The organism is Bradyrhizobium guangdongense, from assembly GCF_006483445.1.
GTDB classification, from domain to species: Bacteria; Pseudomonadota; Alphaproteobacteria; order Rhizobiales; family Xanthobacteraceae; genus Bradyrhizobium; species Bradyrhizobium guangdongense_A.
In genome coordinates this window covers 37,644-50,141 of record NZ_PPPT01000181.1, presented here as the reverse complement: position 1 = coordinate 50,141, position 12,498 = coordinate 37,644, and the positions used below count along the sequence as shown (strand labels likewise).

Here is a 12,498-nt window from a genome sequence, read left to right as displayed (position 1 = left end):
CGGCTCGCGGATCGTGTCGATGATCGATTCAGTATAAGCGTACGCGCCGCGAAGCTTCGCCTCGCCCGCCTTCAGCGTCGAGATATCGGCGAGGTTGATGACCACGCCTTCGATCCGGTCCTCCTGGGTCCGGTAAGGAGAAATACTGCAGAGATACCATGTTCCGGACGCGCTCTGCACGTCACGCCTGAGCAGAGTGAGATTTGCAAGTACGGCGCGCGCATCGGCGAGCAGATCGACATCCGTGAACCGGATCGCCAGGTCGGCAAGCGGCCGGCCGACGTCGGTTGCGATCAGGCTGAACAACGGAGCCGCCGCAGGCGTGAAGTGACGGATGTTGAGATTCCTGTCGAGAAACAGCGTCGCGATGTCGGAACTGTTCAGGATGTTCTTGAGATCGTCGCCTGTCTTGCGCTCACGGTCGAGCGACTCCTGAAGCTGATTATTGACCGTGGTGAGCTCCTCGTTGAGCGACTGCAGTTCCTCCCGCGACGATTCCAATTCCTCATTCGTCGACTGAAATTCCTCGTTCAGCGAAACCGCTTCCTCATTGAGCGACGTCAGCTCCTGGTTCGAGGCCTGCAGATCGCGGATCGTCGCCTCGAGTTCCCTGCGGGTCGTCTCGAGCTCCCGTTCGAGCTGTTCGGTGCGCGATGCTTCCGCCGGCGATTCGGCAGCCGGAGCCTTCCGATGCCTGACTTCGTCGGTGAACGTGACGAGGAGCAGCTCTTCGCCGTGATGCTGGAGCGGCCGGACCGAGATATTCACCGTGACGCTGTCGCCGTTGCGTTTGACCTGGCCGCCACTGATGGTGGCAACTGCATGACTCTGGCTCGCCTGACGGGCTGCCGCGCGGAATTTGGACGGCAGGCCGTTGCGCAGCATGCTCGGCAGGTCCTGGCTCGGCTCGCCCGGGGCCACCCGAAGGTAGCGATCGATCGGACCGAAGAAGTACAAGCCCTGGTACCTGCGATTGACCAGGACGGTGGCCGGCGCATAGGTGTCGAGCAACTGATCGTGGACGAGATCGCCGAGGTTGGGTTGCTTGGCCTCAAGGGGGACAGGAGGCCGCGGCCAGAGCGTGCGGCTACGATCGACGATGAGCGGCGCCACGGCCCTGCCGCGCTGCTGGACGGGCCCGATGCGACGGAATATCCGCATCGCTTCGGAAACCGGCTCGAAATGATCGGTGAGCTTGCCGACGGTCTCCGAACTGCCAAGCAACAGGACGCCTCCCTCGCGCAGCGCGAAGTGAAACACCGTCAGCACCTTCTCCTGCTCATTGGGCTGCAGGTAGATCAGCAGGTTGCGGCAGGACACGAGATCGAGGTGCGAGAATGGCGGATCAGCCAACAGATCCTGGACGGTGAAGACGATCGAATCGCGCAGGTCGCGGCTCACCCGGTAGCCGCCGGCCTCATGGACGAAGAACCGGGCCAGCCGCTCCTCGGCAATGTCGGCCTTGACCGAGTCGGGATACAGCCCGTTGCGTCCGTAGGCGACGGCGTCCTCGCTGACGTCGGACGCAAACACCTGGAGCTTCAGGCCGCGCTTCGTCTCCGCGAACTCTTCCAAAAAGAGCATGGCGATGGAGTAGGCTTCCTCGCCTGTGCTGCAGCCCGGCACCCAGACCCGGATCGGCAGATCCTCCCGGTGCTGGCGCACCAGATCGCGAATCACGGTCCTGGCCAGAGCCGCAAAGGTGTCCGGATCGCGGAAGAAGCTGGTGACGTGGATGAGCAGGTCCTTGGCGAGAAGCTCGAGCTCGCGGCCGTCCTTTCGCAACATTTTGACATAGGCGGCGAACTCATTGACCCCTGCGGCCGCCATCCGCCGTTGCGTGCGGCGAAGCAGCGTCGCCTTCTTGTAGTGAGCGAAATCGCGGGACGTTCGTGCCTGCAGCAGCGCAAGCAGCTCGTCGAGCGAGCGTTCCGCCTCCTCCTCGACGGGAGCTATCCTCTTGGGGCGGGCGGTCACATAGGGATGCTGCGCATAGCTGAGGAGTGCCCGCGGTATCCGCTCCGCGGGCAGCACCAGGTTGACTGCGCCGGTCGCGATCGCGCTGCGCGGCATTCCCGCATAGCCTGCCTCTTCCGGATCCTGGGCGATGACCAGGCCGCCGTTTTCGCTCACCGCCTTGACCCCGGCGCTGCCGTCGCTGCCGGTACCCGAGAGGATGATCGCGACGGCACGTTCGCCATAGGCCTGAGCCAGCGAGGTCAGGAAGAAATCGATGCCTCCCCCGTGCCGCATGGCCGGTCGGGAAATCCGCAGGACACCGTGGTCTAGCGCGAGATCGGCCTGTGGCGGGATGATGTGGAGACGGTTGCGCTCGAGCGCCATGCCGTCGGTCGCCTGGACCACCTTCATCGCGGTGTCAGACGCCAGCAGCTCGGCCATCATGCTTTTGTGGTGCGGGTCGAGGTGCTGGATGAGAACGAAGGCAAAACCGGTCTTTGCCGGCATTGCCGCAAGCAGCCTCCTGACTGCCTCGAGTCCGCCGGCCGATGCGCCAAGTCCAACGACGAGAAAGCGATCCTTGTCGGGCTGCGACGGTTGCGGCGCCGCAACGGTGTCTTTGGCAGACGCCGCTCGCTGCTTCGTCTTGACCGGTCGCTTGGCCGAGGCAGCCCCTCGCGCGGTGCGGCGCCTCGGAGCTTTCGGGTTGCCTCTGTATTTCCCCGCCTTCGGCATGCCGACCCCACTCACCACGCCGAGCCATCGCGAAGCCCTGAGACTTTGTTTCTCAGTATTTTCCGAGGGCTCTCATGCGCCTGCGGCCCCCCTATCCTGCAAGGAACTCGAGCCTTCGATGCTGCATACCGCATCAACGGCCTGCTGCAAATACAAGACTCGTAACGCAGGGTAGAGGCGGTGACAACGGACAACCCAGTGGTTTCCCACCACGGCAGGGCTTCTGCCGGGTTCGGCCCCGGCATGCCGAGGTCCGGTCGGGGCCGGCGGGATGACCCGGGCGGAGGTCGTGGACCGATTGTCGTGATCGACCGGTGCAAATCAACCCGAAGCTACCTTGTCAAATGCCTCGAGGAGGCAACCGACGGCGCAGAGGTCATCGCATTCCCAAGCGCCTCGAAATGGCTCGAGGCGGCCCAAGACCACGAGCGGCCGAAAGTCGTGCTGGTCTGCAACTCCGGTCACGACGGCCGCGATGGCCCGATCGTTGAAGACCTGTCGCTGCTTTCCGATCTGACCGACGTTCGTGTGATCGTGCTTCCAGGCGCCGGTGCGGCCGCCCCGCTCGCGGCGCGGCCGCCGCGGCACTCACGAATTGCAACGCGGGCCGTCCCGTCGCTTGCAAGATGTTCAGGAGAACAGGACGACGCGTTCGCCTCATGGCACAGGATTGAAGTGGTGGAGTGAGGGCCCCAACCATGGACAGATTCATCGCCGAACAGAACATCGCGCACTACAAGAGGCTGCTTGCGACCGAACTCGACGAGCAAAAGCGGCAAGCCATTCGGCACCTGCTTGTCGATGAAGAAGCGAAGCTGCATGCGATGGAGGAAAAGCCGAGGCTGAACTCCAACTCGCAGCCGAGGAAGTGAGGTCGATGCAGTTTGAGGAGAACGACAAGCGCTGGTCGCACCAGGCCGACGTCGAACAATACGGCAAGCTGCTGCGAACATCCCTGACGAAGGTGAGCAGCAATTTGTGGAGCGACGGCTCGCGGAGGAGTGGGAGGCCTGCTCTGCACTCTCGGCATCGCAGCTCAAGGATCGATTGGGAAGTCATCTTCCGGTCCTGCCCCCCAATTACACAGGCCGGTGAACCCGATCGTAGCGAGCATGACCCTCCCCACAGGGCTCTGCTCGGAAGCACGGCACCGAAGGCTTCCAGCCTTCGGTGCCGACTTCACCACTGAGACCTCCAACGGATACACTCGCCAGAATGCCCGATCAATTTCCGGTCTTCGACATCGTCCTGAACAAGCGTGGCGGGACCTGGAGATGGCACGTTTGCACGGCTGAAGGCCACGTTGTCATGCAGGGTTCCGAAAGAAGCCGGCCGTCAGCCAAGTACAAGGCTAACAGAGCGCTGTTCCTGCTACTGCTATCCGCTCCCTACCGATCGATGCGGCCAAAGCATATTGACCAATAAACACCTGACGAGGCTCAGTACGGCGGCGGGCAACCGCCGCTTGGCATCACACGAGCGATTTCCTCGCGGCCAGGCGGCCGCGCCAGCCGAGTTTGACGCAGCTCTCGACAATGCCCGGACCGTTGCGTTCGACGACGACAGGTGACACCCACTGCTCGCTCCGTGCGGCCTTCAACCCTTGAGCGCCGTCACGACCACCTCGATCAGGGCACCGCCACCGAGATCGGCAACGCCGACGGTGGCGCGGGTCGGCAAATTATCGCCGAAGAACTCCGTCCAGGCCGTATCCATCTCCTTCTTCTTCGAGAGGTCGGTCACGAAGATCGAGGCGCTGACCACGCGCGAGGCATCGGTGCCCGCCTCCTTCAGGTAACCGGCGATCTTGCCGAGGATGTTGCGGGTCTGATCGCCCATGGGGACAGATGTGTCATCGGCGATGGTGCCGCCAACGAAGACGAAGCCGTTGGCTTCGACCGCGCGGTGCATGATGGGCGTGCGGATGCTGCGATTGATGCTCATGATGTCCTCTCGTTAGAGCTTGGAAGGATGGAAACGGTCGATGCCGAGGTCGCCGATGCGGGTCTGGGTGCCGCCGCTCGCGATCAGCTCCGCCATGACGGCGCCGGCGCCGGGGCCGAGCTGGAAACCGTGCAGCGAGAAGCCGAACTGGTGATAGAGGCCCTTGTGGCGGCTGCTCGGGCCGAATACTGGCAGATCGTCCTTCATCTTCGCCTCGATGCCGGCCCAGGCGCGGACGATCGTCGCGCTGCGCATCACCGGGAACAGCTCGAACACGGTACGGGCGCTGGTCGCGAGGCTCTTCCAGTCCAGGACCGTCTCGTTGCGATCCTGATCGGGCGTCGCCAGATGGCCGCCCCCGATCAGCACGGTGCCGTTGGAGAACTGCTTGAAGGAGAGTTTTCGCCCGCGCAGGATCACGACCGGATCGATGAAGTGGGGTACGCGCGAGGTGATCATCAGCATCGGCGCCACGGTCTCGACCGGAACGGGCTCGCCGAGATCAGCGGCGATCTTCCCGGCCCAGGCGCCGGCGGCGTTGACCAGCACCGGCGCGGCAAAGCTCTCGGCGCCGACATCGACGTGCCAGAGGCCGGCGCTCTGCCGGATGTTGGTAGCAGCAACGCCCTCGCGCACGATCGCGCCGAGCTGCTCGGCCTTGCGCCGGAACGCCGTCGTCGTCTGCGCCGGATTGGCCGCGCCGTCGCGCCGCGAGACCACGCCGCCGGGACAGGTTTCGGCCACCGCCGGCACCAGCCGGCGCAATTCGGTCGCGTCGATCAGCTCTTCGTGGGCAAAGCCAAGCGCGTTGAGTTCGGCGACGCGTGCGCGGCAGACTGCGAGCTCATCCTCGTTCTCCGCGACCAGAACCTGGCCGTGGCTCTCAAAACTGCAATCGTCGTCGAGGAGATCGGCGATCTTCTCCCAGATCCCCATCGAGCGGATCGAAAGCGGGATTTCGGGGATGTGCCGCGCGAGCTGGCGCACGCCGCCGGCGTTGACGCCGGATGCATGCCGGCCGGCATAGTCCTTCTCGATCAGCACCGGCTTGATACCGGCAAGACACAGATGCAGCGCGGTCGAGCATCCGTGGATGCCGCCGCCGACGACGATCGCATCCACGTACCTCGTCATCCGCGAACCACCGCCTTGACGTCGGCCTCGCTCTGCGGAACGGCGGCGAGCTCGGCGAGCGTGATCGGCTTCACGGGCGCGCGCAGCCGGTAATAGCCGATCTCCTGCGGGCTCCTGGCCCGCGCCTGCGCCATCAGCTCGGTGACGGTGAGGCCGCACAGCCTTCCCTGGCAAGGGCCCATGCCGGTGCGGCGATAGGCCTTGAGCTGGTTCGGCCCGGTCGCGCCGATCGCAACCGCATCGAGAATGTCCTTCGCCGTCACCTCCTCGCAGCGACAGACGATGGTGTCGCCCGTGGGAATACGGAACTGCGGCGCTGGGCGGAACAGCGTATCGAGGAAGACACGGCCGCGCTCGGCCCTGGCGAGATCGGCGCGGAGCGTCGCCATCGGCACGAGTTTCTCGGCAGCCGCGGGCGCCAGTGCCTCCACCGCCGCACGCGCCGCGATGCGGCCGCGAACCACGGCCGCATTCGCGCCACCGATGCCGGCGCCGTCACCGGCAATCGCAATGCCGGCGACCGATGAATTGCCGCTCGCATCGAGCGTCGGCGACCAGCACAATTGCAGTTCGTCCCAGCGATGCTCGATACCGGCGGCCATCGCCAGATTGACGTTGGGTACGACGCCCTGGTGCAGCAGCAGCAGATCCGCAGGGATGGTCTCGCGCGTGCCGCCGGCGACATAGCTCACGCTCGCGAGCTGTCCGTCGCCCGTCGCGGCGAGCTCGGTGACGCCGGAGACGACCTGCACCTTGGCCCGCACCTCGCGCATCATCGACAAGCCCTTGGCGAAATAGGGCGAGGTCAGGAAGGCGAAGGCGTGCGGCAGCGCCGCGAAGTAATTGCCGCGCCCGGTGGTGTCGAGGATGCGGTCGATGCGGCCACCGAGCCGAAGAATCTGCGCGGCGAGCAGCCAGAGCAGCGGCCCCTGCCCTGCGATCACCGTGCGGCCATCGGGCACCAGCGCCGACGACTTCAACATGGTCTGCGCCGCGCCCGCGGTCATCACGCCTGGCAACGTCCAGCCCGGAATCGGGAACGGCCGCTCCAGCGCGCCGGTCGCGAGGATCACGCGCCGCGCCTTGACGAAGGCCGACGCGCCGCCGATCGAGACGGCGATATCGAGGTTGCGATCGAGGCTCCAGACCGTCGCGCGCTGGATGATCTCCGCGCTGCTCGCACGAACCGCCTGCACGAGGTCGACGCCCGCCCAATAATCGGCGCCGAGCTGATTGCGCTCGCTCACGGGCGTCGAGGCGATGGCGCGGTACACCTGACCGCCGGGACCGATGTTCTCGTCGAGCAGCAGCGTCGACAAGCCGGCTTCGGCAGACGTCGCAGCCGCAGCGAGCCCGGCGGGACCGGCCCCGATCACCACGACGTCGTAGGCTTCGCGCTTCGGAGCCATGGTCATTTTCCGATCTCCCGCTTGCCCTTCTGGATCTCGATCTGCATGCCTTCGGTGACTGGCACGAGGCAGCCCTGGCGGTTGCCGACACCGTCGATAGTGACGAGGCAATCGAAGCAGACGCCCATCATGCAATAGGGCAAACGCGGCGCGCCGCTGACCGCGGTCGCTCGACGCGCGTCGCGGCCGGAGACCAGCAGCGCCGCGGAAACGGTGTCGCCCTGCCGTGCCGCAACGGCGACGCCGTCGACGAAGATCTGGACCAGCGGACGCTTGTCGTGTTCGGATCGCTTGAACATGGGGATGCCCCTTGGCTCCTTCTCAGAATCTAACAACCGGCGTTTGCGCCACTTGCGCCGCCGAAGCGACTGGCCGAGAACGCACCCACCAGCTCCCGCTCGAGTGAGCCCTGCGCGACCATGCGCGCGACATCGAAGGCGTGATTGGAGGCGAGCGTCACGCCGGAATGACAGCAAGCGACGAAGGCCCCGGGATGCGTCTCCGATTGGTCGTAGATCGGAAAACCGTCCTGCGGCATGACGCGGATGCCGGCCCAGCTCCTGACGACGTTGAGCCGCGCCAGATGCGGGAACATCCGCTGCGCGCGATCGGCCATGACGGCGCTGATCGAATGCTTCAGCGCGCGATCGTCGAGCTCTTCTTCCTTGCTATCGCCGATCATCACCGTGCCCTCGTCGCTCTGGCGGATCGTGGTCAGCGGATGCGGCAGGAACGGCACGGTTCGTTCGGTCACCACGATCTGGCCGCGGGTCGGGCCCATTGGCGCATGGAGACCGACCATCGGCGCGAGCGTCTGGTTGGCATTGCCGGCGGCGAGCACGATCTTGCCCGCGCGGATTTCGCCGGCGGGCGTCGTCAGGCGGAATTCGCCGCCGCTCTTCGTAATTGCCGTGACCGGGCGATCCGGGAAATAATCGATGCCGAACGCCTTGAAACCGGTATGGAAGGCACGAAACGTGCGCAGCGAATTGACGTGACCGTCGAGCGGGCAGTAGCTGCCGCCGGAGACCTCCGGCCCGATCAGCGGCAGCGACTTCCTGACCTCGGAGGCGGAGAGCATCTCCATCCTGTAGTCGGCGGCACCCGCCTGGTTGTGCATGCGCGTGACCAGCTCGCTGCGCTGGCCGAATTCGTCCTCGCCGAGCGTGAGATGAAAGCCGCCATTCTGCTGCAAGCAGACGTCGAGTCCGCTCTGCTGCTTCAGCTCCGAAGCAAGCTGGCCCCACGCTTCCGAGGCCCGGACCGTCCAGACCGTATAGGCCGGCATGCCGAGCCCCTTGCTCTGGACCCAGACCAGCGCAAAATTCGCGCGCGAGGCGCGCTTGGCGATGTCGCCCTCGTCGAGCACGGCGACGCTCTTGCCGAGCCGGCCAAGTCCCCAGGCGATGGCGGAGCCGAGCAGCCCGCCGCCGACGACGGCGACGTCGTATTCCCCTGACATGAGTTCTCCTATCGCCCCGGATCGCCCTTGCCGGCGAGCACGCGGTCGAGCCCGTAGAAGCGGTCGAGCAGAATGAGGGCGGTCATGGTGATCGCGATGACGCAGGCCGAGACTGACGTCACCAGCGGATCGATGTTGTCCTGAATGTAGAGGAACATGCGCACGGGCAGCGTCTCGGTGCCGGGTGCGGCGAGGAAGACAGTCATGGTCAGATCGTCGAAGGACTGGATGAAGGCGAGCGCCCAGCCGCTGATGACGCCGGGCAGGATCAGCGGCAGCGTGACCCGGCGGAACAGCGTCCAGCCGCCGGCGCCGAGCGAGACCGCCGCCATCTCGACCGAAAGGTCCATGCCGATCGCGGCTGCAAGCGTCAGCCGCAGCGCGAACGGAAACACGATGACGACATGCGCGATGATCAGCGCCGCAAAACTGCCACCCAGCCCGAACGAGGTGAAGAAGCGCAGGAAGGCAATGCCGAGCACGACATGCGGGATCATCAGCGGCGACAGGAACAGCGCAGCAAGCGCATCGCGGCCGCGGAAACGATAGCGCGCGATCGCAAGCGCCGCGGGCACGGCGAACAGGAGCGCGACGAAGGAGGACAGCGCCCCGAGCCCGAGGCTGATCCAGAAGGCGTGGATGAACTCGGGATAGTTCGCGATCGTCCTGAACCAGCGCAGCGAAAAACCATTGGTCGGCAGCGACAGATAGCCTTCGGGCGTGAAGGCGACGAGACAGACCACCAGGATCGGCGCCACCATGACGGTGACGAAGACGGCGTGGAAGACCAGCGCCAGCGGACCGTTCCGTCTCATCGGAACACCTCCGCATAGCGGCGCTCGATCATCGCGTTGCTGCCGACCACGATCAGCACCAGCGCCGCCAGCAGAAGCGTGGCGACCGCCGCGCCCAGCGGCCAGTTCAGCGTATTGAGGAATTCGTCATAGGCAAGCGTTGCCGCGACCTTGAGCCGGCGGCCGCCGATGATCGCGGGCGTCGCAAAGGCGCTGGCCGAGAGCGAGAACACGATGATTGCGCCCGACAACACGCCCGGCATGATCTGCGGCATGATGATGCGGCGGATGATGGTCACAGGGCCGGCGCCGAGCGACATCGCGGCATTCTCGATCTGCGGATCGAGGCGCTGCAGTGCCGCCCACACTGACAGAACCATGAACGGCATCATCACATGCGCGAGCGCGACGACCATGCCGGTCTCGGTGAACATGAAGGGAATTGGCGAGCGGATCACGCCGAGCGACATCAGGAGCTTGTTGGCGAGGCCGTTGTTGCCGCCGAACAGCAGCGCCCAGCCGAGCGTGCGCGCCACCACGGAGATCAGCAGCGGCCCGAGAATGACGAGCAGGAAAAAGCTCTTCCAGCGCCCGCTCATGCGGTTGAGGATGTAGGCTTCGGGTGCGCCCAACAATGCGGTGAGCAGCGTGGTCAGAATCGCGATCCGAAACGTGCGCCAGAACATCTCGGCATAGTACGGATCGGTCGCGATCTCCTGCCAGTTCTTGAGGATGAAGACTGGCTCGATGCCCTTGTACTGGCCCCAGTCGTGGAACGACAGCATCACGGTCATTGCGAGCGGAATCAGCAGCACGCCGACGAACAGCATCAAGGCAGGCGCCGTCAGCGCCCACGGCGCGCGGATGCTCCGTTCCTCGGCAACCGAGCTCATGACGCAGCTCCGCCGCGCACGCTCATGTCCTCCGCCCGCCAGGCGAGACGAACGCCCTCACCTTCGGCCGGCTGCGCCTGACCGTCATTCTGGCGGATCACGATCGCCGGTCCGCATTCGCTCGCGCACTGGAACAGCCAGTGATTGCCCTGGAATATCCGCGTGACGATCTTCGCGCCGAGGCCCGCATCGCCGAAGCCGATCCGCTCGGGGCGAATGCTGACGGTGACGGGACCGCTGAGGCCGGCCGGCGCCGGCGCGCTCCAGGAGCCCGCCACCAGCCGCGCCGGCATAGCTGTCCGATCGATCGTCGCGGCAAAGTCATTGGTCTTGCCGAGGAACTGCGACACGAAGGCCGAGGCCGGCCGCTCATAGGTATCTTGCGGCGTGCCGATCTGCTCGATGCGGCCCTGGCTCATCACCACGATGCGGTCGGACAGCGACATCGCCTCGTTCTGGTCGTGGGTGACCAGGATCGTCGTGGTCCCGATCGTGCGCTGGATCTGGCGCAGCTCGATCTGCATCTCCTCGCGCAGTTTTGCATCGAGATTCGACAGTGGCTCGTCGAGCAGCAGCACGCTCGGCTTGATCACGAGCGCACGGGCCAGCGCCACGCGCTGCTGCTGGCCGCCGGACATGCGGCGCGGATGGCGTTGCTCGTAGCCGGCAAGGCCGACCATCGCGAGCGCGGCGCGAACGCGCTCGGCCCGCTCAGAGCGCGGCACGCTACGCATTTCCAGGCCGAAGGCGACGTTCTCCGCCGCCGTCATGTGCGGAAACAGCGCGTAGCTCTGGAACACGATGCCGAGCCCGCGCCTGGCCGGATGGATCGCAGTCAGGTCCTTGCCTTCCAGCCGGATCGCGCCGCGCGTGGGGTCGAGGAAGCCTGCGATCATCTGCAAGGTGGTGGTCTTGCCGCAGCCGGAGGGGCCAAGGAAGGAGATGAACTCCCCCTTGCCGACCGCGAGACTGAAGTCATCGACCACAGTCTGCGCGCCGAACTGCTTGGCGACCCGATCGAGCTCGAGATGAGCCATGATGCTGTCTCCGCCGCTAACGATCAGATCAGCGCTCGACCTCGCGGTTCCAGCGCTTGGTCCACTCCTCGCGCTTCTCGTTGATGACCGTCCAGTCGGGATTATAGAGCTTTGCCGCACGCTCGCCGATCGGGGCCATCTTGCCGAGCTCCGGCGGGATCACGAGCGATTTCAGCACCGGGCCGTAGCCATAGTCCTTCAGCAACACGAGCTGGATTTTCGGATCGAGCAGCATCTTGATGAAGCTGGCCGCGAGCGGCGAGGCACCGGGCTTGGCAATGGGACAGGCCGTCGTCAGCAATGTTGCCGCACCTTCCTTCGGATAGACGAAGTCGACGGGGAAGCCGGTATTGGCAAAGCTCTGCACGCGGCCCGTGCCCCACACCGCGATGACGGCCTGGCCGGACTGGAACAGCTCAGTCATCTTGCCGGGCGAGGGCTCGTAGGCGAGCACGTTCGGATTGATGTCGGTCTTGAAGATCTTGAAACCGGAATCGACGTTGGACTCGCCACCGCCGTTCATCTTCGACAGCATCACCAGCGCTTCGAGGCCGTAGGTGTTGTTGATCGGCGGAACGACGAGCTGCTTTGCGTATTTTGGATCCTTCAGGTCGTTCCAGGAGGTCGGCGGCGCCCAGCCCTTCTCTGCAAAGACCTTGGTGTTGTACATCAGACCGGTCGCGACGATGCCGATTGCAACCGCGCGGTCGTCCTTGAAACGGGCGGCGTCGTAGAGATCGGCCGGCAGGCCGTCAAGCTTGCCGCAGAAGCCGAGCTGGATCGCCTGGTACATCGGGCCGTCGTCGACGATGGCGACGTCGATCTGCTGGTTGCCCTTCTGCGCCTGGAGCTTTGCCAGCGTGTCCGTGGAATTGCCGGCGACGTATTCGACCTTGACGCCGTTCTCCTTCTCGAAGTTCGGGAGCACCTCGTCGCGGATCGTCTTCTCGAACGAGCCGCCATAGCCGGCGACATAAAGCGTCTTTTGCTGGGCCGAGACGGCCGAGGGAACCACGGCGAGCGCCGCGAGGCTGATCGCAGTCAGGAGGCTGAGAGACTTCATGTGGACCGATCTCCAATACGGGGAACGAGGCGAGGTGCCGGATGCCGGAAAAACGAGCGATCTCCAGT

12 protein-coding genes are annotated in these 12,498 nt (G+C 65.1%); 2 read left to right on the top strand and 10 right to left on the bottom strand.

Annotation, left to right across the window (positions count from 1 at the left end):
• The coding region (locus tag C2U70_RS25350; RefSeq protein WP_186294459.1) for a chemotaxis protein CheB at positions 1 to 2,694 on the bottom strand (2,694 nt) is incomplete at its 3' end.
• A 303-nt stretch (positions 2,695 to 2,997) separates the two neighbouring features.
• Between C2U70_RS25350 and C2U70_RS25345 the strand changes: the two genes are divergently transcribed.
• Together C2U70_RS25345 and C2U70_RS33175 are read left to right on the top strand one after the other, a co-directional pair.
• Positions 2,998 to 3,381, top strand: a complete 384-nt coding sequence (locus C2U70_RS25345; protein ID WP_140981360.1) for a hypothetical protein — start codon at positions 2,998 to 3,000, stop codon at positions 3,379 to 3,381.
• Between the two features lie 11 nt (positions 3,382 to 3,392).
• Positions 3,393 to 3,566, top strand: a complete 174-nt coding sequence (locus tag C2U70_RS33175; RefSeq protein WP_186294458.1) for a hypothetical protein — start codon at positions 3,393 to 3,395, stop codon at positions 3,564 to 3,566.
• Between the two features lie 724 nt (positions 3,567 to 4,290).
• Here the strand turns inward: C2U70_RS33175 and C2U70_RS25340 are convergent.
• From C2U70_RS25340 to C2U70_RS25300, 9 genes are read right to left on the bottom strand one after another with little or no spacing between them, the layout of a single operon-like run.
• Positions 4,291 to 4,638, bottom strand: coding sequence for a RidA family protein (locus C2U70_RS25340; RefSeq protein ID WP_140981359.1), 348 nt, complete (start codon positions 4,636 to 4,638; stop codon positions 4,291 to 4,293).
• A 12-nt stretch (positions 4,639 to 4,650) separates the two neighbouring features.
• Complete coding sequence (locus tag C2U70_RS25335; RefSeq protein ID WP_140981358.1) at positions 4,651 to 5,772, bottom strand: NAD(P)/FAD-dependent oxidoreductase; 1,122 nt, start codon at positions 5,770 to 5,772, stop codon at positions 4,651 to 4,653.
• Positions 5,769 to 7,187, bottom strand: coding sequence for an NAD(P)/FAD-dependent oxidoreductase (locus C2U70_RS25330; RefSeq protein WP_140981357.1), 1,419 nt, complete (start codon positions 7,185 to 7,187; stop codon positions 5,769 to 5,771). Before C2U70_RS25330 ends, C2U70_RS25335 begins: the two co-directional genes overlap by 4 nt.
• Entirely contained in the window at positions 7,184 to 7,480 is a 297-nt protein-coding gene (locus tag C2U70_RS25325; RefSeq protein ID WP_140981356.1) for a (2Fe-2S)-binding protein, read from the bottom strand. The genes C2U70_RS25330 and C2U70_RS25325 overlap by 4 nt, the downstream gene beginning before the upstream one ends.
• A gap of 29 nt (positions 7,481 to 7,509) precedes the next feature.
• Positions 7,510 to 8,643, bottom strand: coding sequence for an NAD(P)/FAD-dependent oxidoreductase (locus C2U70_RS25320; RefSeq protein WP_140981355.1), 1,134 nt, complete (start codon positions 8,641 to 8,643; stop codon positions 7,510 to 7,512).
• 8 nt (positions 8,644 to 8,651) lie between these two features.
• Positions 8,652 to 9,458, bottom strand: coding sequence for an ABC transporter permease (locus C2U70_RS25315; protein WP_140981354.1), 807 nt, complete (start codon positions 9,456 to 9,458; stop codon positions 8,652 to 8,654).
• Positions 9,455 to 10,330, bottom strand: a complete 876-nt coding sequence (locus C2U70_RS25310) for an ABC transporter permease (RefSeq protein ID WP_140981353.1) — start codon at positions 10,328 to 10,330, stop codon at positions 9,455 to 9,457. Before C2U70_RS25310 ends, C2U70_RS25315 begins: the two co-directional genes overlap by 4 nt.
• Entirely contained in the window at positions 10,327 to 11,367 is a 1,041-nt protein-coding gene (locus C2U70_RS25305) for an ABC transporter ATP-binding protein (protein WP_140981352.1), read from the bottom strand. Before C2U70_RS25305 ends, C2U70_RS25310 begins: the two co-directional genes overlap by 4 nt.
• Before the next feature lie 28 nt (positions 11,368 to 11,395).
• On the bottom strand, positions 11,396 to 12,430 hold the full coding sequence (locus tag C2U70_RS25300; protein WP_140981351.1) for an ABC transporter substrate-binding protein: 1,035 nt from the start codon (positions 12,428 to 12,430) through the stop codon (positions 11,396 to 11,398).
• Positions 12,431 to 12,498 lie beyond the last annotated feature (68 nt).

Bases quoted from the DNA above. Each gene is read 5' to 3' on its own strand.
- C2U70_RS25305 (WP_140981352.1), bottom strand. From the start codon at position 11,367: ATGGCTCATCTCGAGCTCGATCGGGTCGCCAAGCAGTTCGGCGCGCAG.
- C2U70_RS25315 (WP_140981354.1), bottom strand. From the start codon at position 9,458: ATGAGACGGAACGGTCCGCTGGCGCTGGTCTTCCACGCCGTCTTCGTC.
- C2U70_RS25320 (WP_140981355.1), bottom strand. From the start codon at position 8,643: ATGTCAGGGGAATACGACGTCGCCGTCGTCGGCGGCGGGCTGCTCGGC.
- C2U70_RS25300 (WP_140981351.1), bottom strand. From the start codon at position 12,430: ATGAAGTCTCTCAGCCTCCTGACTGCGATCAGCCTCGCGGCGCTCGCC.
- C2U70_RS25310 (WP_140981353.1), bottom strand. From the start codon at position 10,330: ATGAGCTCGGTTGCCGAGGAACGGAGCATCCGCGCGCCGTGGGCGCTG.
- C2U70_RS25340 (WP_140981359.1), bottom strand. From the start codon at position 4,638: ATGAGCATCAATCGCAGCATCCGCACGCCCATCATGCACCGCGCGGTC.
- C2U70_RS25330 (WP_140981357.1), bottom strand. From the start codon at position 7,187: ATGACCATGGCTCCGAAGCGCGAAGCCTACGACGTCGTGGTGATCGGG.
- C2U70_RS33175 (WP_186294458.1), top strand. From the start codon at position 3,393: ATGGACAGATTCATCGCCGAACAGAACATCGCGCACTACAAGAGGCTG.
- C2U70_RS25335 (WP_140981358.1), bottom strand. From the start codon at position 5,772: ATGACGAGGTACGTGGATGCGATCGTCGTCGGCGGCGGCATCCACGGA.
- C2U70_RS25325 (WP_140981356.1), bottom strand. From the start codon at position 7,480: ATGTTCAAGCGATCCGAACACGACAAGCGTCCGCTGGTCCAGATCTTC.